This is a genomic window from Pseudomonas sp. CFBP 13602 (genome assembly GCF_014842725.1).
Taxonomy (GTDB): domain Bacteria; phylum Pseudomonadota; class Gammaproteobacteria; order Pseudomonadales; family Pseudomonadaceae; genus Aquipseudomonas; species Aquipseudomonas baltica.
In genome coordinates this window covers 235,373-258,529 of record NZ_JACYVT010000001.1, presented here as the reverse complement: position 1 = coordinate 258,529, position 23,157 = coordinate 235,373, and the positions used below count along the sequence as shown (strand labels likewise).

General features: G+C 64.1%; 18 protein-coding genes. 3 read left to right on the top strand and 15 right to left on the bottom strand.

Going from position 1 to position 23,157, the window contains the following annotated elements; translation table 11 throughout:
• Positions 1 to 3: 3 nt before the first annotated feature.
• The 8 genes from IFU31_RS01120 to IFU31_RS01085 form a co-directional block, all read right to left on the bottom strand.
• Positions 4 to 1,173: an NAD(P)/FAD-dependent oxidoreductase gene (locus tag IFU31_RS01120; RefSeq protein WP_301335544.1), complete on the bottom strand. Its 1,170-nt coding sequence runs from the start codon at positions 1,171 to 1,173 to the stop codon at positions 4 to 6.
• Complete coding sequence (locus tag IFU31_RS01115) at positions 1,166 to 2,542, bottom strand: FAD/NAD(P)-dependent oxidoreductase (protein ID WP_192102043.1); 1,377 nt, start codon at positions 2,540 to 2,542, stop codon at positions 1,166 to 1,168. Before IFU31_RS01115 ends, IFU31_RS01120 begins: the two co-directional genes overlap by 8 nt.
• Positions 2,539 to 2,907: a (2Fe-2S)-binding protein gene (locus tag IFU31_RS01110; protein ID WP_122478217.1), complete on the bottom strand. Its 369-nt coding sequence runs from the start codon at positions 2,905 to 2,907 to the stop codon at positions 2,539 to 2,541. Before IFU31_RS01110 ends, IFU31_RS01115 begins: the two co-directional genes overlap by 4 nt.
• Complete coding sequence (locus IFU31_RS01105; protein WP_192102042.1) at positions 2,897 to 4,036, bottom strand: NAD(P)/FAD-dependent oxidoreductase; 1,140 nt, start codon at positions 4,034 to 4,036, stop codon at positions 2,897 to 2,899. The genes IFU31_RS01110 and IFU31_RS01105 overlap by 11 nt, the downstream gene beginning before the upstream one ends.
• Positions 4,033 to 4,830, bottom strand: coding sequence for an ABC transporter permease (locus IFU31_RS01100; protein ID WP_122478214.1), 798 nt, complete (start codon positions 4,828 to 4,830; stop codon positions 4,033 to 4,035). Before IFU31_RS01100 ends, IFU31_RS01105 begins: the two co-directional genes overlap by 4 nt.
• Positions 4,831 to 4,836: 6 nt before the next feature.
• Positions 4,837 to 5,709, bottom strand: a complete 873-nt coding sequence (locus tag IFU31_RS01095; protein ID WP_192102041.1) for an ABC transporter permease — start codon at positions 5,707 to 5,709, stop codon at positions 4,837 to 4,839.
• On the bottom strand, positions 5,696 to 6,769 hold the full coding sequence (locus IFU31_RS01090) for an ABC transporter ATP-binding protein (RefSeq protein ID WP_192102040.1): 1,074 nt from the start codon (positions 6,767 to 6,769) through the stop codon (positions 5,696 to 5,698). Before IFU31_RS01090 ends, IFU31_RS01095 begins: the two co-directional genes overlap by 14 nt.
• Before the next feature lie 69 nt (positions 6,770 to 6,838).
• Positions 6,839 to 7,891: an ABC transporter substrate-binding protein gene (locus IFU31_RS01085; protein WP_122478209.1), complete on the bottom strand. Its 1,053-nt coding sequence runs from the start codon at positions 7,889 to 7,891 to the stop codon at positions 6,839 to 6,841.
• 227 nt (positions 7,892 to 8,118) lie between these two features.
• Between IFU31_RS01085 and IFU31_RS01080 the strand changes: the two genes are divergently transcribed.
• Positions 8,119 to 9,015: a LysR substrate-binding domain-containing protein gene (locus IFU31_RS01080; protein WP_192102039.1), complete on the top strand. Its 897-nt coding sequence runs from the start codon at positions 8,119 to 8,121 to the stop codon at positions 9,013 to 9,015.
• Positions 9,016 to 9,264: 249 nt separating this feature from the next.
• On the opposite strand, the gene IFU31_RS01075 is transcribed toward IFU31_RS01080, so the two are convergent.
• The gene (locus tag IFU31_RS01075; protein WP_192102038.1) at positions 9,265 to 11,619 is read right to left on the bottom strand and encodes an FdhF/YdeP family oxidoreductase; all 2,355 of its coding nucleotides are present in this window, start codon (positions 11,617 to 11,619) and stop codon (positions 9,265 to 9,267) included.
• A 242-nt stretch (positions 11,620 to 11,861) separates the two neighbouring features.
• Between IFU31_RS01075 and IFU31_RS01070 the strand changes: the two genes are divergently transcribed.
• Complete coding sequence (locus tag IFU31_RS01070) at positions 11,862 to 13,538, top strand: NAD-dependent malic enzyme (protein ID WP_192102037.1); 1,677 nt, start codon at positions 11,862 to 11,864, stop codon at positions 13,536 to 13,538.
• A 12-nt stretch (positions 13,539 to 13,550) separates the two neighbouring features.
• Here the strand turns inward: IFU31_RS01070 and hyi are convergent, their stop codons facing one another.
• The 3 genes from hyi to IFU31_RS01055 all read right to left on the bottom strand — a co-directional run bounded on the left by hyi (position 13,551) and on the right by IFU31_RS01055 (position 17,052).
• Positions 13,551 to 14,333, bottom strand: coding sequence for a hydroxypyruvate isomerase (gene hyi / locus IFU31_RS01065; RefSeq protein WP_192102036.1), 783 nt, complete (start codon positions 14,331 to 14,333; stop codon positions 13,551 to 13,553).
• A gap of 128 nt (positions 14,334 to 14,461) precedes the next feature.
• Positions 14,462 to 15,748, bottom strand: coding sequence for an MFS transporter (locus IFU31_RS01060; protein ID WP_192102035.1), 1,287 nt, complete (start codon positions 15,746 to 15,748; stop codon positions 14,462 to 14,464).
• 92 nt (positions 15,749 to 15,840) lie between these two features.
• Positions 15,841 to 17,052: a pyridoxal-phosphate-dependent aminotransferase family protein gene (locus IFU31_RS01055; RefSeq protein WP_122478197.1), complete on the bottom strand. Its 1,212-nt coding sequence runs from the start codon at positions 17,050 to 17,052 to the stop codon at positions 15,841 to 15,843.
• 153 nt (positions 17,053 to 17,205) lie between these two features.
• Between IFU31_RS01055 and IFU31_RS01050 the strand changes: the two genes are divergently transcribed.
• A complete protein-coding gene (locus IFU31_RS01050; protein ID WP_192057125.1) occupies positions 17,206 to 17,910 on the top strand; it encodes a GntR family transcriptional regulator in 705 nt (234 codons plus the stop codon).
• 73 nt (positions 17,911 to 17,983) lie between these two features.
• Here the strand turns inward: IFU31_RS01050 and IFU31_RS01045 are convergent, their stop codons facing one another.
• From IFU31_RS01045 to nhaR, 3 genes are all read right to left on the bottom strand, one after another.
• The gene (locus IFU31_RS01045) at positions 17,984 to 20,638 is read right to left on the bottom strand and encodes a two-partner secretion domain-containing protein (protein WP_192102034.1); all 2,655 of its coding nucleotides are present in this window, start codon (positions 20,636 to 20,638) and stop codon (positions 17,984 to 17,986) included.
• A 196-nt stretch (positions 20,639 to 20,834) separates the two neighbouring features.
• Positions 20,835 to 22,076: a cytosine deaminase gene (codA, locus tag IFU31_RS01040; RefSeq protein WP_192057123.1), complete on the bottom strand. Its 1,242-nt coding sequence runs from the start codon at positions 22,074 to 22,076 to the stop codon at positions 20,835 to 20,837.
• Positions 22,077 to 22,168: 92 nt separating this feature from the next.
• Complete coding sequence (gene nhaR, locus IFU31_RS01035; RefSeq protein WP_122478191.1) at positions 22,169 to 23,071, bottom strand: transcriptional activator NhaR; 903 nt, start codon at positions 23,069 to 23,071, stop codon at positions 22,169 to 22,171.
• Positions 23,072 to 23,157: the final 86 nt, after the last annotated feature.

Sequence of the window (23,157 nt, the reverse complement as noted above, 5' to 3'; positions counted from 1 at the left end):
TCCTCACGAGTGGATAAGGGATGTTGCAGGTTGTTCGAGCGTCGTCGCCGATTGCGCGAAACGCCCTATGGAAAAGGGGTCGAGACTGATCGGCGAGGGCTCGCCGAGAATCTGCTGGGCCAGGCGCTGACCGGTCCCGGGACCCATCTGGAAACCACTGCCGCAGAAACCGAAGGAATAGCTCAGCTTGTCCGTCTTGCAGCTGGCGCCGATCACTGGAATGTCATCGGCGGTAAACGCCTCGACACCGGCCCAGACCCGATTCACACCCAGGTTGCGCAAATGGGGAAACAGGTCGGTTACCGTACGCGCGCTGGTGCTCAGGCGGTCCATTTGAACCTCGCCATGGCGCGCGGCGAACTCCACCGAGCCCACCAGCTTGCCGCCGATCACCACGGTGCCGTTGGCGAACTGTTTGAATGACAGCGCCCGGCCCGTAGCGCCCAGCACCGGTGCACAGAATGGGGCGACCCGGTGAGTGACCATCAGCATCAAGCCCTGCGGATGCACCGGCACCGGCTCGCCGACCTGTGCCGCCAGTTGCGCCGCCCAGGCCCCTGCGGTGACAACCAGGTGCTCCGCTTGATGCACGCCCGACCGCGTCTCGACCCGCCAATGAGTGGCGCTGCGCTCGATGCGCAGTGCCGGCGTCTGCTCCAGGACCCGTACTCCCAGCCGCTGCGCAGCCAGGCGAAACGCGGTAACGGTGTGGTACGGCACGGCATAGCCGTCGCCGCCGACCCAGATACCACCCACCACATGGGGTGCCACCGTAGGTACCAATTCGAGCACCTGCTGCCGATCGATCAAAACTTCATGGGTGAAGCCCAAGGCATGCAACTGCTCCACACGGCGCTGGCATTCCTGCAGTTCAGCGTCGTTCTCGGCCAGTTTCAGCTGGCCGCTGGCGACGAAGCCACCGTCCTCGCCGAGCACGTCCTGCAAGCCATGCCAAAGCGTTCGCGAAGCGAGGGCCAAGGGGATTTCCGCCACATGGCGGCCCAGGGTGCGCACGCCACCGGCGTTCACCCCGGAAGCATGGCGACCGCAATACTCGGCCTCCAGCACGGTCACCCGGACGCCGGCACGAGCCAGGTGCAGGGCGGTGCTGAGGCCGTGGATGCCGCCGCCGATCACCAGTACATCAGCGCCCGAGCGCAGGCGCTCAGTCACTGGCCAGCTCCCCGAGTGTGATGGGCTTGATCGGCGGACGAATCCGGTAGTAACCGACGTCGCCTGCGGGCACCTGGCGCGCATCGGCGATCACTTCGGTCACGGTCAGGCCGCACAGGCGTCCCTGGCAGGGCCCCATGCCGCACCGGCCGAACGACTTCGCCTGGTTCGGACCGGCGCAGCCCATGGCGACGAACTGGCGCAACTGGCCGGCGGTGACTTCCTCGCAGCGGCAGACAATGACGTCGTCAGCCGGGATCCGATGCTCGTCGCGGGGCCGGTACAGCGCGTCGAGAAACGGTCTGATGCGCAAATTGTCGCTCAACGCCCGGCGCAGCTCGACGCCACGCCGATCGCGCTGCGGAGCGCCCAGCGCGCCCAGCCGAGCGGCGATGCCCAGGCCGGCCAGCCGGCCCTGCAGTGCCGCCGCCTGTGCACCGCCGATACCGCCTCCGTCACCGGCGACAAACACCCCTGGCACGTCCAGTTCGCCCCAGCTGTCCCTGAGCGGGCTGAAGCACAGCTGCTGCGGATCCCAGGCGTGGGTCGCACGCAGCGACTGGCTGAATTGAATATTGGGTACCACCCCCTGGTGCAGCAGCACGCAGCGACTGGCGATGCGCTGCGTCTTGCCGTTGGCGGTGAAGCTCAGCGCCTGGGCCGAATCGGTACCCTCGATCGCCAGCTGCGAGGCGCCGGTGAAATGGGCGATGCGCGCCTGGCGCAGACTGCGCATCAGCTCCAGGCCCTTGCGCAGGTAAGGCCAGGCACGCAGGGCCGAGACCAGATGACGCCGCGCGCGCCAGTAGTCGTCGCGGTGCGTGGTATCGACCAAGGCCTTGATCGGCACTCCGGCACGCAAATACTGCCAGCCCAGCAGGTACAGCAAAGGTCCGCAACCGGCCAGCACCACCGGCTCGGTGGGTACTGCGCCAGCGCTCTTGAGCAGAATCTGCGCCGCGCCCGCAGTCATCACTCCCGGAAGGGTCCAGCCACGGATGGGGAAGGGCCGCTCCATGGCGCCGGTGGCCAGCAGGACCGCGCGGGCCTGCAACGTGTGCATGCGCCCGCCCTGCAGATAGCTGACCTGATGATCACGACCCACCTGCCACACTGCAGCTTCCTTGATGTGCCGCACCGGAGTGTCCTCCAGGGCTCTGGCCAGCACGTTGCCGTGGGCATAGTCCGGTCCCAGCAGGTCGCGCCGGCTCAGCGGCGCCAGGGTGATACCGCGATAGATCTGCCCGCCAGGGCTGCCTTGCTCGTCCAGCAAGACCACGGCGAGGCCCAGCCCGGCCAGCTCGGTGGCACCGGCCATGCCTGCCGGGCCGGCGCCCACGACGACGACGTCGACGGATTCGGGGTTCATGGCTGCACCTCCAGGACGCTGACCGAGGGAACCTCGAACTGCAAATCGCGAGCGCCTTCCTGGGAGCGCACCTGCATGCCGTCGACCACATCGATCAGGCAACTCTGCCGATTGGGCACGCCATCAATGCTGACCAGGCATTCGAAACACACGCCCATCATGCAGTAGGGCGCGCGCGGCGACTCGCTCACCGGCGTGGCCCGGAAGCGCTCGATTCCGGACATCAACAACGCCGCCGCCACGCTGATGCCTGGCGGTACGCTCAACGCCTCGCCGTTGAAGCTGAAGGTCACACTGCGGCTGCTGCGGGTTTCGCCGGCCACCGACTGGAACAGCGGGGCGCGGCTGGGGGCTTCAATGGGCATGGGCAAGCACCTTGTCGCTGAGAAAACGTTCGCCGTTGAACACGGCCAATTCGTTGGGCTGCGCCGCCCCCATCACCCAGGGCGCAATGCGCAGGGCGTGGGCGGCGGCCAGGGTTACACCGCTGTGGCAGGTGATGACGAAGGCCCCGGGGTGGGTCGACGACTGCTGGTAGATCGGGAAACCGTCCGGGCTCATTACCCGCAAGGCACCCCAGGCACGGATCAGGCGCACATCGCGCAGCAGCGGAAAGGTCGCTACGCCACGCTGGGCGATCGCCGAGAGCACACCGGTGGAGGTACTGTCGTCGAAGCCGACTTCTTCCATCGAATCGCCCAGTTGCACCGTGCCTTCGTCGGTCTGGCGGACATTGATGGTGGGATAGTCGAGAAACGGCTGGACCCGCTCGCTGACCAGTACCTGCCCGCGGTTGGGTGCGACCGGTGCATGCAGCCCGACCTGCGCGGCCAGTCCGGGGTTGCCCAGGCCGGCCGCGAGTACCACGCGCGGCGCACAGTAGGCCTGCTCCCCGGCCCAGATACGGAAGTCGCCGGCACTGCCCTCGATGCGCTGGATGTGCTGGCCGCCTGCGAAACGCGCGCCATGGCGTTGCGCGGACGCATGCAGGGCGCGCAGCAGCTTCAGCGGGTTCACATGGCCGTCCTGGGGGGTATAACTGGCGCCGATCACGGCCTTGCCGATCAGCGGCAGGCGCGCCTTGAGTTCGCCGGCATCGAGCATCTCGAAGGGGTAGTCACCGACCGCCGCCTGCAATTGGCGCAGGCGCGCCTCGCGCTCCAGCAGTTCCTCGTCGCTGAAGCACATGTGAAAGCCACCCGGCTGCTTGAGGCTGACATCCACGCCACTGTCGGCCAGCAGCGTATCGCGCAGGTCGGCCCAGCGTTGCGCCGAAGAACGTGTCCAACGCGCATAGTCGGGCAGGTTGTAGCCTTTGCCCTGAACCCAGACCAGGCCGAAATTGCCACGCGAAGCGCGGAACGCATCGTCGCCTTGGTCGAGCACCACGGTGTCGGCGCCGTTGCGCGCCAGGCCGTAGGCCACCGCCGTACCCACCAGCCCGCCACCGACGACGATCACGTCGGCCTTGATCGCTGCCGTCGAGCGCTTCATTTGCCTTCTCCTATGAGCACGCGGTCCAGGCCTACCAGGCGATCCAGCACCAGCATCAAGATCAACGTGCCAACGATCAGCACCGTAGAGACCGCCGTGATCAACGGGTCGATGGTCTGGGAAATCTGGTTGTACATAGCCACTGGCAAGGTCGTGGTGCCGGGCGTGGCAACGAACACGGTCATGGTCAGCTCATCGAAACTCTGGATGAAAGCCAGCATCCAGCCGCCGACCACGCCGGTGCGGATGCGCGGCAGGATGACCCGGTGGAACGCCGTCCAGCGTTTGGCGCCCAGCGACAGCGCGGCCTGCTCGATGTCTTTCTCCAGGCCGATGGTGGAGGCCAGGGTCAGGCGCAATGCATAGGGCAGCACGACGATCACGTGAGTCAGGCACAGCGCCCAGAACGAGCCGCCAATCTGCGCGATGGAGAAGAAACGCAGGAAGGCGATCCCCAGCACCACGGAAGGAATCATCAGCGGCGAGAGCAGAAAACCGGTCAATGTGCCGCGGCCGGGGAAATCGTAGCGGCTGATGGCCAAGGCCGCCGGGATGGCCAGCAGCGTGGCGATGGTAGCCGACGCCAGGCCCAGCTTGATCGACAGCATGAACGCATCGAGCATTTCCTGATTGTCCAGCAGGGCCCTGAACCAGCGCAGCGACAAGCCATTGGTGGGCAGTGACAGATACCCCTTGTCGGTGAACGCCATCGCCATCACCACCAGCAGCGGCGCGACGATGAAGCCGATGAACAGGGTATGGAACAGCAGCGAGAAAAAACCGTTCTTGTGCATGGCGGCCTACTCGAAGACTTGCTTGAAGCGGCGCTCGGCCAGCTTGCTGCAACCCAGAATGATGATCAGATTGGCCACCAGCAGGAGCATGGCGATCGCCGCGCCCAGGGGCCAGTTGAGGGTGCCGAGGAATTCGTCGTAGGCCGCAGTGGCGACCACCTTAAGCCGGCGTCCGCCGATGATTGCCGGGGTGGCGAAGGCCGAGGCGGCGAGGGCGAAGACGATGATCGAGCCGGAAAGAATGCCCGGCATGATCTGCGGCACGATGATGCGCCGGAACACCGTCAGTCGCGACGCGCCCAGGGACAGGCCGGCCCACTCCACCTGCAGGTCCAGTCGCTGCAGGGTGGCCCACACCGCGATCACCATGAAGGGCACCAGCACATGGGTCAGGGCAATGATCACGCCCACTTGGGTGAACAGGATCTTTACCGGTTCGTCGGTGATGCCCAGGGCTTGCAGGGCATCGTTGATCAAGCCGTTGTTGCCCAACAGAATCGCCCAGCCGAGGGTTCGCACCACTACTGAAATCAACAGCGGGCCAAGCACCACCAGCAGGAAGGTCGAGCGCCAGCGTGGCGCCATGCGCGCAATGATGATGGTTTCCGGGACGCCGAGCAGTACGCACAGCACCGTCACTGCCAGGGCCATCGAGCCGGTTCGCAGGAAAATCTCGTGGAAATAGTCGTCCTTGAACACCTCGATGTAGTTGCCCAGGCTGTACACCGGCAGCACGCCTTCGGTGTCGCTGAACAGGTTGAGCGACAACAGCGCGGTCAGCAGCAACGGTGCCAGCAGCAGGGCAATGAATACCAGCAAGGCAGGGCCGCTGAGCAGCCAGGGCGCCGCGCCTACGTGTTCGGCGTCATACCTGGCCATGGGCAGCCTCCTGGTCGAGCAGGCGCAGGTCGTCGTCCGACCAGTCCAGGCCGACTTCGTTGCCCTCGGCGGGCGGTACATGCCCCAGATTCGGCTGGGTCAGGTGGACCAGGCCAAAGTGGCTGTCCACGGCAAGCAACCACAGGTTGCCGAGGAACACCCGCAGGGCGATCCGACCGTTGATGCGGCCCAGGCCAGGTTCGGTCAGGCGGATTTTCTCGGGGCGGATGTACACGTTGACGTCCTGACCCAGGGAGCGGTCCTCGTGGGGCACATGCAGCAAGGTGTCGCGCACCTGCACGTGGCAGCAGCGCTCGTTGCGCAGCTGCACGGCTCCGGCGAAGGCGTTGGTCTTGCCCAGAAACGCCGAGGCGAAGGGCGAATGGGGTCGTTCGTAGGCTTCGAATGGTGTATCGATCTGCACGATGCGCCCGCGCTGCATGACTGCGATGCGGTCGCTCATGGTCATCGCTTCGACCTGATCGTGGGTGACCAGGATGGTCGTGATACCCAGTTCGCGCTGGATGGCGCGCAGCTCGATGTGCATTTCCTCGCGCAGCTTGGCATCCAGGTTCGACATGGGTTCGTCGAGCAGCAACAGGTTGGGGCGGATGGCCAGGGCGCGGGCAATCGCCACCCGCTGGCGCTGCCCGCCGGAAAGCGCCTTGGGATAACGCTCGCCAAGCCCGCCAAGACGGACCAGGTCCAGCGCCTCGACCACGCGTTTGGCACGTTCGGCCTTGGCCACGCCGCGCATCTCCAGGCCGAAGCTGATGTTCTGCGCCACTGTCATGTGCGGGAACAGCGCGTAGCTCTGAAAAACAATGCCAAGGCCGCGATCTTCCGGGCGTACGTGGGTGATGTCGCGACCGTCGAGCACGATCCGGCCTTCGGTGGGTTGCACGAACCCGGCGATTGACTGCAGGGTGGTGGTCTTGCCGCACCCGGAAGGGCCGAGCAGGGCGACGAACTCGCCGTGCTGTACCTCCAGGCTCAGGCCGTCGATGGCCTTGAATGTACCGTAGTTCTTGACGAGGCCTTCCAGTATCAAAAATGCCATGGCTTTGCCACGCAGGCATGCGCCTGCGGCTCCAGGAAAAGGTCGGGAAAGTTCGGACGGGCGCGCGGATCAGCGCTCGACGGTACGGTTCCAGCGCGTGGTCCACTCACTGCGCTGCTGGTTGATGGTCTCCCAGTCGACTTTGATCAGGGCACTGACTTTGTCCGGGCCATAGGGCATGCGCGCGGCGATCTCGGGGCTCAGCTCGACGGTCTTGTTGACCGGCGCAAAACCGTTTTCGTGGGCCTGGATGGTTTGCACTTCGGGCGACAGCACGTACTGGATGAACGTCTGTGACAGTTCCGGCTGGGCATTGGGTGTCACCCCGCAGGCGGCCAGTTGCAAGGCCACACCACCTTCCTTCGGGTAGATGAACTTGAGCGGGAAACCGGTGCCCTGCAAGGCCACGGCGCGACCGCTGCCGTAGACCGCCATGACCACGTCGCCGTTCTGCATCATGCCGTCCATTTCACCGGGCGCCGACACCCAGGCCAGCACGTTCGGACCAATCTCGTCCTTGAGCGCCTTGAAGCCGGGGTCGATGTTCTTCTCGCTGCCGCCGCGCAGGCGAGCCATCTCCACCAGTGTGTGCAGGCCGTAGGTGTTGGTCACCGGGGGCATGCCGAGCAGTTGCTTGTAGCGTGGGTCGGCCAGGTCTTCCCAGGAGTCGGGGGCGTCCCAGCCACGCTTCTTGAAGGCTTCTTCGTTGTAGCCGATTCCGGTAGCGACCATGCCGATACCAGTGGCCTGTGGGCTGAGGCGAGCCAGCGGGTAGAGGTCCTTGTACACCGGCGCATCGCTGAGGTCGCCGCACAGGCCCTGCTGAAGTGCCTGGTACATGGGCCCGTCATCCATCATGGCGACGTTGATCTGCTGGCGGCCCTTCTGCGCCTGCAGCTTGGCCAGAGTTTCAGTGGAGTTGCCGGCTACGTAGACCACTTTGACGTCGTGTAGCTTCTCGAAGGCGGGAATGATCTTGCTCTTGTACATCTGCTCGGTAGAGCCGCCGACACCGGCAACGTAGAGGGTCGGGGCGGCGTGGGCGCAGGCGCCGCTCAGAGCGGCGAAAGCGAGGGCGACGCGCAGGGAAGTGAGGCGAAAGGACGGTTGTTGGCTATTCACAGACTATCTCCGAAGTGCAGGGGGCAGATCGAACAATGCGTCGGTCGCTCCGGCGAACCGGGGCCACGCATGCGCTGTGCATGCTCCCGGCCATGGGCGGCGCCGGGTAACGCATCTTGGTGTGCGCTATGTGTATGTGCTGCTGGACTTGAGTATTGCGAGCGTGACGGTATATGGTCAAATACGGATATCGGGCCTAGTCATGCATATTTGATATGGAGGCGTCAGTGAACCTGAGGCAGATCGAAGCGTTCCGCAGTGTGATGCGCATGGGCTCGATGACCGCAGCGGCCGATGTCCTGTACACCTCGCAACCCAACGTCAGTCGACTGATCGCTCAACTTGAGCTGAGCACCGGGCTGACCTTGTTCAAGCGCGCCGGGGTACGGCTGATCCCGACACAGGAGGGTCGCGCGTTCTTTCAGGAGGTGGAGCGCGCATTCGTCGGGCTCGACAGCCTCAGGCATTCGGCGAAGAACATTCGCAACCTGGGCACCGGGCGCCTGCGTGTCGCGGCCGTGCCGTCGACGGGCATGAGCGTGATTCCCGAGGTGCTCAAGACGTTCACGTCGACCCGTCCGGAGCTGACCGTATCGCTGCACGTGAACTCGTCGCCCACCGTTGAACAGTGGGTGAAATCGCAGTTCTGCGACATTGGCATCGTGGTGCATCCGGGCGATGTGGCGAACCATCAGGTCGAGTTGCTGGCCGAGATGGCCGCAGTCTGCGTGTTGCCGGCGGCGCATCCCCTGGCAGAGCGGCAGAGCATTACCTTCGCGGACCTCCAAGGGCAGCCGTTCGTGTCGCTGTGCCACGGAGACGGCACGCGGGCGCTGGTCGACGGGCTGTTCGAACAGGCCGGTGTGGAGCGAATCATGGCCCTGGAAGCGCAATACAGCGCGATCAATTGCGAAATGGTTGCGCACGGCATGGGCATAACCCTGGCTCACCCGCTGGTGGCCAGGGATTACCTGCACCGCCAGATCGTGGTTCGACCCTTCCGCCCGGATATTCCCTTGCCGACTTACGTGATCTGGCCCCATGCGCAGAACCGCACCCTGTTGGCCGAGGATTTCATCGACACCCTCAAAGCCCATTACCAGCATCTGACCAAATCCCCGTAGCCCACCTGCAGGTCCGCGGTTATCTGTGGGAGCGGGCTCTGCCCGCGAATCGCGCCGCGGTGCATCAGGCACTCCGCGGTGTCCCTTTCGCGGCCGATGACCGCTCCTACAGGGGTACCGAGATCCCGTCTGGCACAGGTAGTATGAGGACAAACTGTAGGAGCGGTCCGTGGCCGCGAATCCGGCGCCGCGGTGCATCAGGCACTCCGCGGTGTCCCTTTCGCGGCCGATGACCGCTCCTACAGGGTGCTAGATCACCTGGTCGGCGAGTGGAATAGCGTGGGCCATGTCTTCGGCGCGGGCCTTGGCCTTGTGCAGGGTGACCGGGATCGACTTGGCGGCGGGCACCTTGCTCTTGCTCGCGTAATGCCACAAGGGCACCAATGCATTGCATTCGGGGTAGTAGGCGCCCGCGCAATTGATCGGGATATCGTAGGCGATGATCTGCATCGGCCCCACCTCGCGGCGCACCTGCGGCTCGATGGCGGTACGAATCGTGACCCAGTCGCCCGGATTGAAACCCAGCCGGACGATGTCGTTGTGGTTCAGGAAGATCACGCTGCGCGTGCCCTTGACCCCGCGAAAACGGTCCTCGTAGCCATACACCGTGGTGTTGAACTGATCGTTGCTGCGCAGCGTCATCAGTTGCAGCACATCGCGCTGTCCGGCGTTCTGCGAGACGTCGTCGTCCTCGTCAAGCGTCTTGGCCGTGACGAACTGCGCCTTGCCCGAGGGCGTGGTCCAGTGACGCTCGCAAGCGCCCAGCGGCCGATGGAAACCGCCGGGCTCCCACATCCGTGTCTCCATGTCATGGAAGATCTCCGGATAGGTCTGGGCGATGGCCTCCCGCACGCGGGCATAATCCTGGCGCCACAGCTCCCACGGAATCTGCTCGTTGCCGCTCAGCGTCGTTTGGGCCAGGCCGGCGATGATCGCCAACTCCGCGCGCAAGTGCTCGCTGGCAGGCTCGGCGCGGCCTTCCCAGGCGCGGATGCAGCCGGTGCTGTCTTCGGTGGTGTAGACCTGGCGGCGGCCGTCCTGCACATCGCGCTCGATGCGCCCCAGGCACGGCAGCAGCCAGCCGTGCTGGCCGGGGAACAGGTGGGTGCGATTAAGCTTGGTGGCGATCTGCACATTGAGGGCCAGGCCCGACCATGCCGGCTCCATCCGATCGGTGTCCGGCACTGCGCGCAGGAAATTGCCGCCCAGGCCGATGAAGCCCTTCACCTTGCCGGCCACGATACCCTCGCAGGCATCCACCGTGGCCATGCCCTTTTGCTTCGGTACCTTGATGCCGAACAGCGACTCGATCTTGTCCACCGGCACCTTGGCCGGATCCTCGGTGATGCCCACCGTGCGTTGCCCCTGCACGTTGGAGTGCCCGCGCACGGGGCAGATGCCAGCGCCCGGCTTGCCGATGTTGCCGCGCAACAGCAGCAGGTTGACCAGCATCTGCACGTTCTGCACGCCATGGCGATGCTGGGTCAGCCCCATGCCATAGATGATCATCACCCGGTTGCTGCGGGCATACACGGTGGCAGCGGCCTCCAGAGCCGCGCGATCCAGGCCGCTGCGCTGTTCCAGCGCGGCCCATTCGTGCTGGTCCACCTGCGCCAGGAAGTCATCGACCCCCTCGGTGTGCTCGGCGATGAAGTCATGGTCGATCACCGCTGGCCGGCCGTCGGCATGCGCCGCGCGGTCCATCGCCACCAGGGCCTTGGCGATGCCCATTACCGCCGCCGTGTCACCACCGATAGCTACCTGGTGGTATTGCGTGCTGATCACCGTGGAGTCCGGGCCCAGCATTTCCACCGGCGATTGCGGATTGACGAAACGTTCCAGACCGCGCTCGCGCAGCGGGTTGAAGCTGATGATCGGCACCTGGCGCTTGCGCGCCTCCTGCAGTGGATGAAGCATGCGCGGGCTGTTGCTGCCCACGTTCTGACCGAAGAAAAAGATGCAGTCGGTCAGCTCGAAATCCTTCAGGTTCACCGTACCCACGGGCACCCCGATGCTTTCCTGCAGGCCCACCGACGTGCTTTCGTGGCACATGTTCGAGCTGTCCGGCAGGTTGTTGGTGCCATAGGCGCGAGCCAGCAATTGGTACATGAACGAAGTTTCCAGCGAGGCACGTCCCGAGGCGTAGAACACCACACTGTCTGGTTCCAGCCCGCGCAGTTGCTGGCCGATGCCCTGGTAGGCTTCCTCCCACGTGGTGGTCACATAACGATCACTGGGCGCGTCGTAGCGCATCGGATGAGTCAGGCGCCCGTTGCGCTCGAGCTCGTAGTCGCTCCAGGTGCGCAGCTCGCTGAGGCTATGCTTGGCAAACAGCTCGGGACCGGTGCGCAGCGCGGTCAGCTCCCAGGCGGTCGCTTTGGCGCCGTTCTCGCAGAATTCCAGGGCGTGAGGATTGCCTGGCTTTGCCCAGGCACAGCTGACGCAGGCGAAGCCGTCGGGCTTGTTTTGCCGCAACAGCGCGGCAGGGCCCTTGCCCAAGGCCTGCTGGCGCCAAAGGATATTCATCACCGAAAACGCCGATCCCCAGCCTCCGGAAGAAGAGGTGTAGGGTTGATAACGCGCTTTGGGGTGAATGATCTGCATGGTCTGGATCCTCGGATGCGGATGCCTCGGTGCATGAGGCCTGCATTTACGACGGCCCGTGATCGGCAAAGGTTCGAAGAGCTTTACGCGGCGCTGCCTGCAGGCTGTTCTCGCGCACTTCATCCGGCACGGCCCCTCGGTCAGCGCTGGCGCCGCAGCGGCGATTGCGCTAAAACCGATGGCACCCTTTGGCAAAGGCGTCTATTTTGAATGCAAAATACAAAAAGCAAGGGAGAGACAGCATGACCAGCTCCGCCAAACGCCCGATCAAGGTCCCGTTCACCGGCCCGGCACTGCTTGCCACGCCGTTGCTGAACAAGGGCACCGCTTTCACCGCGCAAGAGCGCGACACCTTGCATTTGCAAGGCTTGCTGCCCCAGCAGATCGAGACCATCGACCAGCAATGCGCGCGGGCCTATCACCAGTTCCAGGCATGCTCGACCGACCTCGAGCGCCACGTGCTGCTGCGCTCGATCCAGGACTCCAACGAAACACTGTTCTACCGCCTGGTCGACGACCACATCGACGAGATGTTGCCGATCATCTATACCCCCACGGTCGGCAAGGCCTGCCAGGAATTCTCGCGCATCTACCGCAGCCATCGCGGCTTGTTCATCAGCATCGACGATGTCGAGCGCATGGACGAAATCCTCAACAACGTGACCAAGGACAACGTCAAGGTCATCGTCGTCAGTGACTGCGAGCGAATCCTCGGCCTGGGCGACCAGGGCGTGGGCGGCATGGGCATCCCCATCGGCAAGTTGTCGCTGTACACCGCCTGCGGTGGCATCAGCCCGGCCTACACCCTGCCGGTGGTGCTCGATGTGGGTACCAACAACCCCGAGCGACTTGCCGACCCGCTGTATTTCGGGCGTCGCGAAGAGCGTGTGCGCGGTGAACGCTACGAAGCTTTCGTGCAGGCGTTCGTCGAGGGCGTGCAACGGCGCTGGCCGGAGGCGATCCTGCAGTTCGAGGATTTCGCCCTGAGCAATGCCATGCCACTGCTCGAGCGGTTCCGTGACCAGCTGTGCTGCTTCAACGACGATATACAAGGTACCGCCGCCGTCACCGTGGGCACCTTGCTGGCCGCGTGCAAGGTCAAGGGTCAGAAGCTTTCCGAGCAGACCGTGGCATTCGTCGGCGCCGGTTCCGCCGGGTGCGGCATCGCCGAGCAGATCATCACTGCCATGCAGCTGGAAGGGTTGAGCGACAAGGAGGCGCGCAGCCGTGTCTATCTGCTCAACAGCAAGGGCCTGCTGACCGACCGCCAGCCCGACCTGTACGACTTCCAGCAACGCCTGGCCCACGACAGCCAGACGCTGGCCTCCTGGTCGTTCGCCGGGCAGTGGCCAACCCTTCTGGAAGTCGTGGCCAACGCCCGGCCAAGTGTGCTGATCGGCGTTTCCGGCAAAGCCGGTCTGTTCACCGAGGAAGTGGTGAAAACCCTGTATCAGCATTGCCCGGCGCCGATCGTCATGCCGCTGTCCAACCCCACCTCGCAGATCGAAGCCCACCCCAAGGACATCCTGCAGTGGACCGAAGGCAACGCGCTGGTGGCCACCGGCAGTCCGTTCCTGCCGATCGAAGTGCTGGGCCGTACCTTCCCGATCGCGCAGTGCAACAACTCCTACATCTTCCCCGGTGTGGGTCTGGGCGCCATTGCCAGCCGGGCCACGCGCGTTACCGACGGCATGCTCATGGCCTCGGCACAGGCGCTGGCCGACAGCGCGGCAGCGGGGCAGATGCTGCCACCGTTGCGCGACGTGCAGGCGGTCAGCAAACGCATTGCCCTGGCGGTAGGCCTGGCAGCGCAGAAGGACGGCGTGGCTGCACCGATGGATGAGGCCGCGTTGCGCGAGGCAATCGACGTGCATTTCTGGAAGCCGGAATACCGCGCCTACGAACGCCAGCCTCTGTAGCGCGCCGGGAGCTCAGGCCAGGTTGTGGCTCTTCATCCAGCCCAGCCCGGCCTCGGTTCCATTCAACGGTTTGTACTCGCACCCCACCCAGCCCTGGTAGCCGATCCGGTCCAGGTGCTGGAACAGGAAACGGAAATTGATTTCCCCGGTGCCCGGTTCGTGGCGGCCGGGGTTGTCCGCCAGCTGCACGTGGCCGATAGCCTGCAGGTGTGCCTGCAGCGTGCGCGCCAGATCACCCTCCATCACCTGCATATGATAGATGTCGTACTGCAGAAACAGATTGTCGTGGCCCACCTGTTCGCGAATCGCCAATGCTTGCTGTGTGCCGTTCAGGTAGAAGCCGGGCATGTCGCGGGTGTTGATCATCTCCATCACCAGACGAATGCCATGACTCGCCAGCGCTTCGCTGGCGTAGCGCAGGTTGTCGACGAGGGTCCGTTGCGCCAGTTGCGGGTCGTCGCCGGGCGGGGCGATACCGGCCAGGCAGTTGATCCGGGTATTGCCCAGCACCTTGGCATACTCGATGGCCGTGGCCACGCCGGCGCGAAACTCCTCGCGGCGCTCCGGCAGGCAGGCGATCCCGCGCTCACCGCTATCCCAATCGCCGGGCGGCAGGTTGAACAACACCTGGGTCAGGCCGTGCTGCTGCAGTCGCGCCTTGATCTCGGCGCTGTCGAAGTCGTAGGGAAAGAGGAATTCCACACCCCTGAACCCGGCCTTGGCGGCGTGGGCGAAGCGTTGCAGGAATTGATGTTCGGTGAACAGCATCGAAAGGTTGGCACACAAACGAGGCATGGCAGGCTTCTCCAGGCAGGAGGCGTGGCGACGGGCGCGTGACACAGGCCCGCCCGCCGCCTCACCGGTCCAGGTTATCGTACTCCATGCTCAGGATTGTTTCGCGCCTGATGTCAATGCGCCAACAGTCACTTGGGCACCGCGACAGCCACCGGCGTGGCGGCTGCGGGAAGCTCGTAGACGAAGCGGTTCTGTGGGCGCATGCGGAACGACAGCACCACGCCAATAGCCAGCAGCACGATGCTGACCATGAACGGCAGCTGCCAGTTGCCGAACTTGTCGATCAGCAGTCCGGCGGCCACCGGGCTGATGATCGCGGCCATGGCCGATCCGGTGTTCATCATGCCACTGGCGGTACCGCAATGGTCCGGGGCGATGTCCATGGGAATCGCCCACATCGGCCCGATGGTCATCTCCGAGAAGAAGAACGCGATGGCCAGGCAGGCCAGCGAGACGTACATGTCGTGGGTGAACATCAGTGGCAGCAGGGCTACCAGGGTCAACGACAGACAGATCGCAACCATCAGGCTGCGCGCCCGGTTGAGGTTGCCGGTGCTTTTGTAGATGCGGTCGCTGACGATGCCGCCCAGGGTGTCGCCAACCACGCCGCCGAAGAACACGGTCGAGGCGAATATAGCGGTGCTTTTCAGGTCCAGGCCCATGTTCATGAAGTACATGGGGACCCAGCTCAGCAGCAGCCACAGAGTCCAGCCATAGCAGAAGTAGACGATGGTGACCGGGGCCATGCGCCGGAACAGTCGTCCCCAAGGCAGCTTGATGGTGTTCTTGGGCTTGGGCGCAGGCAGGGCGTCCAGCTCCTGCTGGGTGATGCGCGGGTGATCCTTGGGTTGTTCGGTGAACACCAGCGCCCACAGCGCGACCCAGACGAAACTGATACCGGCGCAGACATAGAACGACTCGCGCCAGCCATAGGCCGCCATTACCGCGACCATCGCTGCCGGCGCCAGCGCGTTGCCCAGGCGGGCGAAGGCGTGGGTGATGCCTTGGGCGAAGCCGCGGTTCTCCTTGCCGACCCAGCGCGACATGGCCGCAGTGGCAGCGGGGAAGGTGGCGCCTTCGCCCAACCCCAGCAACACCCGCGCCACGATCAGGGAAACGAAGCCGCCAGCCATGCCGGTGAGCACCGTGGCGCTGGCCCAGATCAGCCCGCACACCACCAGGGTGCGCTTGGCGCCGAAACGGTCGCTGACCCAGCCGCCGATGATCTGGAACACCAGGTAGGGGTAGGCGAAGGCCGAGAAGACGATGCCGATCTCGGTCTTGGTGAGGTTGAATTCCTTGCCAAAACCGACCGCAGCGGTACTGACGTTGACCCGGTCCAGGTACGTGATGAAATACATGGCGCACAGCATGACCAGCACCATGGTAGTGGGGCGCAGATATAACCGCTTCATGTTCTATCTCCAGTTTCTTATTGTTTACGCCCGCAGGCGTTGATTCGGGATAGTCAGTCGCATCGGGCGCAGCCAGGGGCAGCGCCGGTGATTCACTCGCGGCGCAGGGGCACGTGCTGCCCGCCCAGGTAATCCATGGCGGCCAGCACGCCGCTGGCGTCCAGTTTGACCCCGGCCATCTGCAAGCCCATTTCGCAACCACTCAGGGTGGCCATCAAGGTCAGGTCGTTGCAGTCGCCTAGGTGGCCAATGCGGAACATGCGCCCCTTGAGCTTGCCCAGGCCGGTGCCCAGCGACATGTCGAAGCGCTCGTAGATGGTCTTGCGCACCTGGTCGGCGTCGACGCCTTCGGGCGTCATCACACCCGTTAGCACCGGGCTGTAGACGCTGGGATCGGCGCACTGGATGGGCAGGCCCCAGGCCTGCACGGCGGTACGGCAGGCCTGGGCCAGGCGTTGGTGGCGAGCGAAGACGTTGTCCAGGCCTTCGCCGAGAATCATGTCCAGTGCCTCGGAAAGCCCATAGAGCAGGTTGGTATTGGGCGTGTAGGGCCAGTAGCCGGTCTTGTTCATCTCGATGATGTCATCCCAGGCCCAGAAGCTGCGCGGCAGGCCACCGCGCTGGCTGGCTTCGATGGCCTTGGGCGAGAGCGCGTTGAAGCTGATGCCGGGAGGCAGCATGAGGCCTTTCTGCGAGCCGGAGATGGTCACGTCCACGCCCCATTCGTCATGGCGATAATCAGCTGAGGCGAGCCCGGAGATGGTGTCCACCAGCAACAGGGCAGGGTGCCCGGCGGCATCGATGGCCCGTCGTACGGCAGGAATGTCGGAGGTCACTCCGGTGCTGGTTTCATTGTGCACCACGCACACCGCCTTGATCCGGTGCTCGCTGTCCTGTTCCAGGCGCGCCTGGATCATGTCTGCACGCACGCCGCCGCGCCAGCCTTCGATGCCTGGGAGGCCGATGAATTCCGGCTTGAGCCCCAGGCTGATGGCCATCTTCTGCCACAGGCTGGCGAAATGGCCTGTTTCGAACATCAGCACCTCGTCGCCTGCGCTCAACGTGTTACACAGTGCTGCTTCCCACGCACCGGTGCCTGAAGCGGGGTAGATGATCACCGGGTGGCGGGTCTTGAAGATCTGCTGAATGCCTTCGAGCACCTTGAGGCCCAGTTCACCGAACTCGGGACCGCGGTGATCGATGGTCGGGTAACTCATGGCGCGCAGGATACGATCGGGTACCGGGCTGGGGCCCGGGATTTGCAGAAAATGACGGCCGGCAGGATGAAAGTCGAGCTTGAGCATGGGTCAACCCTTTGTTGTTGTATTTTGAATGCAAAATTACATTAGCAGTTGGGGGCGCTGTGTCAAACCACTCAATTGCGCTAATATCCGCCTAGATTTGCGCTTTTTAGAATAAGAAAAGCTCGCGTTAACCCATCGCTACAAGGAGTTTGCATGCAGTCTTCGTCAATGGCCGCCCCGGCCACGCCCGCGCTGCAATTGCCACGTCTCGAACGGCAGCGTCTGCACGACACCGTGGTAGAGCATTTGCGTGGGTTCATCACCGAGGGGGTGCTGCCGCCCGGTACCAAGCTGAACGAGCGCGAGTTGTGTGAGACGTTGGGTATTTCACGCACGCCTCTGCGCGAGGCGCTGAAGGTGCTGGCCGGGGAAGGCCTGATCGAAATCAATCCGAACCGCGGAGCCAGCGTCGCGCGCATGAGCGAACTGGAAATTCGCGAAGCATTCGAGCTGATGAGTGGCCTGGAAGCCTTTGCCGGAGAACTGGCGTGCGAGCGCATCACCGAAGCGGAGCTGGAGCAGATCAAGGCTTTGCACAATGCCATGGTGGTGAGCAAGAGCCAGCATGACCTGGTGGGTTACTACCAGCGCAACCGCGCCATCCACGACCTGATCAACCTGGCGTCACGCAACTCGGCGCTGCGCCAGATGTACCTCACGGTGAACCGCCGCCTGCAGGCGTTGCGGTTCCTGTCCAACCAGCAGGCACCCAAGTGGGATCGCGCCCTGCACGACCATGAACAGATGATCGAAGCCCTCCAGGCTCGCGACGGCAAGCGCCTGAGCGCGATCCTGCGCCAGCATTTGCTGGAAAAGCGCGACGCCATCATGCTGCTGGTACAAACCACCCGGCCCTGATCTGCGACGCTCGCTTCGCAGTCACTGACGCTCACACGGATACAGGGTCGGGTTCTGGATTCGCCTGCGTGGGTCAGCGCAAGCTCAGCGGGATGTTCAGATCCCTGATGCGGTGGGCGGTATCGGCACCGACCGTGCCGGCCACGAACGCCGACTCGCGGGTCGTGCCGTTTTTACTGGGCGCTTGCACGTCCAGGGCTGCCAGTGGCAAACCCGTCGGGGCTTGCCAGCTCGACCGTCGCGGCGGAATGTAGCCATGGTAATGGCTGCGTATCGCATCGCTGTCCAACACCGGCGTGTCTTTGAACGATGCCAGGCTGCCGGCAATCGTCAAGCGACCCGCTGCGTTGACCGAAGCGGCATGGGTGGCCAATCGCACCGCCGAGATGTCTATATCGCCGCCCGCTTTCATGGCGAAGCCGTTATGCACACGGTCCGTCACGGGCGTACGAGCATTACCGTCGGTTGACACGAAATGATACTCAGGCAGATCGTTGTCCAACCATATCGCCCGGTTGCGCGGTCCCGCAGGCTCCAGGCTGGCGGTAAGCTGGATATCGCTGGCCTGCAGCTTGATGTCGCCCTTGCTGTCCAGCTCCGAGCCAGCCACGTCGAGCATCGCGCCTGCAGTGACTTGCACGGTGCCACCGGCCAGCGTGCTGCGCGCCCGTGATTCCTTGAAGCCCGTACGGTTCCAGGTGCCTTGCGATGCACCGGCCATTGGGCTCCAATGCGACCCACTGAGGGTGAAACCTTCCGTTTCGCCGATGCCGCTTATCCAGACGTTGTCCTGGGCGTCGAGGGTCAGGGCAGTGCCTGCCAACAGGTGGGAGCCCGCGATGGAAATGTCACCGTCTCTGAAGGTCGACCGACGCGCGCGCAGTGCCAGTGTGCCGCTGGCTGCCAGCACGCTGGGGCTGATAGCTGTAGACGTGCGATCGAAGCCACGCGCTGCCTGTGCGGCGCTCGGACGCGCACCTTCGAGATGCATGCGCGCGCTGGAACCCTCGATGGCGATGTTGCCCTGGCTGTGCAGACCCACACTTGCTGCCGACAGCCTGCTGCCGCTGATGGAGATGTCCGTGCCCCGGATCGACAGCTCGCCGTCGAGGGCATTCAGCTGCGTTGGCAACAGATACGCATGGGTGCGCGCGGCCTCATGGGCGCGGGTCTCGGTCAAGGTCACGCGCCGTACATCGGCACCTTGGCTCGACGCGCTGCGCAGCTCCAGTCCAGCGATGTGCGTGGCCCCCGACCCGCCGATGTGCAGCGAATGGCTCGCATCGATTCTTGCACCCACCAGCCTGGCGCTGGGGAGTGTGACCGAGCCGCCGCTGATATGGCTGGCGTTGGCTCGCTCGACGTAGGTAGAGGCGTTGTCTTCAGGGCTATCGGACGAAGCGAGCCGAACGCTGCGCGCGTGTGTGTCCACCTTCGCCCCGACCTCGACGCCTCCGCGCACCGTGTAGATCCCGACGTGCTCCGGTCCATCGATACGGCTGGCCGCGATTTCGATGCCGTTGACCCCGTCCAGGCGCACCCGCCCCTGAGCGATCAGGCTATTGCCCACATGCCGCAGCGTGCGTTCGGTGATGTGAGCGTCGGATTCCCCCTGCGCCAGGGTGAACCAGTGATCCTCGGCAAGCGCGGGTCGCTGTGTTTCGGTCTGGTGAGCGAGGGCGTCCAGCTTCAGGCGCGCACCTGAACGTGCGTCGATGTGTCGACCCGTGACCGCCAGCGACGTCAGCGTCAAGTCACTTGCGGCTAACAGGCTCACGTCCTCGTCACCCGCGTCGAGCGTGGCCTGGGCGGGCTCGCCGTTCTGGCGGGCGGTGGAACTGATCGCCAGCGCCCCAGCCGACGCGATCTGGATACCTTGGGCGGCGTGCATGCCAGTGATGCCCATGTTCACGCCGGCACCGGCCTGGGTGCTGATGACCTTGATGCGTCGGGCGTGCATGGCGCCCAGCAGGTTGGCGTCGACCGCCGTCTGCTTCGGTGCAGTGTCGGTGCTGGCCAGCGTTCGCGCATCGACCTGCTGGCGACCCATCAACAAGCTCAAATCGCCTCCCGCCGTCATGTCGCCGCTGACCATCACGCTGGGTGCGATCAATTGCACGGAGCCGGCGCCAACGTTCACGCCAGCTTGGCCGACCACCAGGCGCTGCTGCGAATCACGCGTGTCGTAGCGCGCGATCGCGCCATCTGCCAGCACCGCTGTGCCCACCACGTAAGTTGCCGTGTCGTGTTGACCCAAGGCCAGGCGGGCGCCATTGAGCTCGATGCCATTGGGGTTGCTCAACACGTAGTCGGCGGCATGGCCGAAGATGACTTGCTCGCCGTCGATACGGGAGCCGCGCGTGCCCACCACTTCGTTGAGAATGGTGCGAGCGGCGACATCGACCAGCTGCGGGTTGGCTGCAACCGTGATATCGAGCCCGCCAACACTGGCTTGTCCTGCGGCCAGGCTGTTGTTCAATACCACACCGGCGGCGCCAACGTTGTAGTCCTGCCAACGGTTGTGGGAAAGACCCTGGGCATTGGGCGCAACGATGGCAATCACCGGTGCGGGCGTTTGGCTGTCGACCAACGCGGTGCCCATAGGGCCATCGATTGCCACCAATCCGGTGGCCATGGCAGGTTCGAGGGCCGTCAGCAGGGCCATGGAGATGGCCATGCCGAGCGTGTGTCGGGTCAAGGAAGGGGTGCTGCAGGCTGCTGGTTGCACGTGGATGCTCCTCTCGGGGGCTGGGAAACATGGGCAAGCGGCGGGAAGAATCCGCCGTCGGCCACTCTAGAGAGGAGGGGGTCCGGTAATGAGTGCAGGAAGGATCCTTGTGCTGTAGGACGTGTCTGTCAGATACAACGTCAGCGGCCGACGGTGCCAGTTGGCTCGGGACCGGCACCGAGCAGGGTCCAGCCCGTCAGCCGAGATTGAACTCCACCCGCTCCGGTACCCGATTCATCAATACCCGGCCGCCGCGAATCGACACCCGCGCCTTGGCCTGTTGGCGCACCGCTTCGTAGTCGCTCTCGGCGCCCAGGATCACCATGTTGGCCGGGCGGCCCACGGCGATGCCATAGCGTTCGCCCAGGTTCAGCGCGCGGGCGCTGTTGTCGGTGACCAGGTCGAGCGAGCGCTGCAGGTCTTCGAAGCCCATCATGTGACAGATGTGCAGGCCCGCATCCAGGACCCGCAGGATATTGCCGTTGCCCAGCGGGTACCACGGGTCCTTGATGGAATCCTGGCCGAAGCAGACATTCATGCCCGCCCGATCCAGCTCGGCAACGCGGGTCACGCCGCGGCGCTTGGGAAAGGTATCGAAACGCCCCTGCAGGTGAATGCTTTCGGTCGGGCAGGACACGAAGCTGATCCCCGACTGTTTGAGCAGACGGAACAGCTTCGAGCAATAGGCGTTGTCGTACGAGCCCATCGCTGTGGTGTGGCTGGCCGTGACCCGGCTGCCCATGCCACGCACACGGGCTTGTTCGGCAAGCACTTCGAGAAACCGCGAATGCGGATCATCGGTCTCGTCGCAATGCACGTCCACCAGGCAACCGGTGCGCTCGGCCAGGTCCATGAGGAAGCTGATCGAGCTGACGCCCTGCTCTCGAGTGTTCTCGAAGTGCGGAATTCCGCCCACCACGTCGGCGCCCATGGCAACTGCGCGCTCCATCAGCTGGCGGCCATCAGGGTAGGACTCGATACCTTCCTGGGGAAACGCCACGATCTGCAGATCGATCAGGTGGCGCGCTTCTTCGCGCACTTCGAGCATGGCCTTGAGCGCGCCCAGGGTCGGGTCGGTCACATCGATGTGCGTGCGTACGTGCTGGATGCCGTGTTCGGCGAGCATGCCGATGGTGGTCAGGGCGCGCTGCTTGGTGTCTTCGTGGGTGATGCTCGCCTTGCGTTGGCCCCAGCGTTCGATGCCTTCGAACAGGGTGCCGCTCATGTTCCATTGCGGATCACCGGCCGTGAGGGTGGCATCCAGGTGAATGTGCGGCTCGACCAGCGGCGCTATCAACAATTGCCCCTGTGCGTCGATGTCATCCCCATGAGCCTGGACCCTGTTGGTTTGTGCCTGGACCGCCGCTATGCGGGCACCGCTGCAGGTGACGGTGTGCAGGCCTTCGGTCTTGCGCAACCTGGCGTTGATGATCTTCATGGGGGCACCCTTTGTGTAAAAGCCGATGACCAATGTTGCCATAGTTGTCCGCAAGCCCCCGGAAAAACCTCGGGGCAATGTGCGGCCGCGGCTCAGGCCGGCGCGGTGAACAGCTCGCGGCGTGCACCTTCGGTGATGGCCACGATGCCAGGGTGCTTGACCTTGCGCTCTACCGAAATCACGTAGAAAGACTCGGTGACGGCTTCGGTCTGCCCGATCAGCCGCACTTGGTACTGGGTCATGATTTCATCGGCAATCACACTGGGCGCGATGAAGATGCCGCTGCCCGACTGTCCGAAGGCCTGCATCAATGCACTGTCGTCGAACTCGCCGACCACCCGCGGCAGCAGCCCTTGATCGCCGAACCAGCGCATCAGCCGGCTGCGCAGCACGCTCTCCTGGCCGGGAATCAGCAGCGGTGCACCGTGCAGGCACTGCGGAAAATCGCCGCCATGGCGTGCGGCCAGCTGCTCGGTAGCGAAGAAGCTGATGCCGCATTCGCCCAGCTTCTGGCTGTAGCCCTTGATGTCCAGGTGTGATGGCATCGGACTGTCGGAGATGACCATGTCCAGACGCTGGATCGCCAGGTCAGCCAGCAGCCGCTCCAGCTTGTCTTCCCGGCAGGTGATGCGCAGGGGTTCGCTCAGTTCCATGGTCGGTGCAATCAGCCGATACACGATCGACTTGGGCACCACGTCGGCCACGCCTACCCGAAAAGGAATCTGTTCCTCATCGGGTTGGGTCCGCAGCACCGCCTCCAGTTCTCCGCCAATCTGGAACATGCGTTCGGCGTAGGGCAGGGCCTGGCGACCCGCCTCGGTGAGCTCGAGGTGCCTGCCAACACGCCGAAACAATTTCACACAGAACGTTTCTTCAAGCAGGCTGATCTGACCGCTAATGGTTTGTGCGGTGAGGTTGAGTTGCTCACTGGCACGCACGATGCTCCCGGTGCGCGCAACGACCCAGAAATAGTGAAGCTGACGATAATTGAGCACGGCGACCTACACTTCGTAAAAACCGAAGTGTAACTGGTAAAAATACGAATTTTCCAGAGGTGTCCGTGTCTCTAGAATGCCTCGCT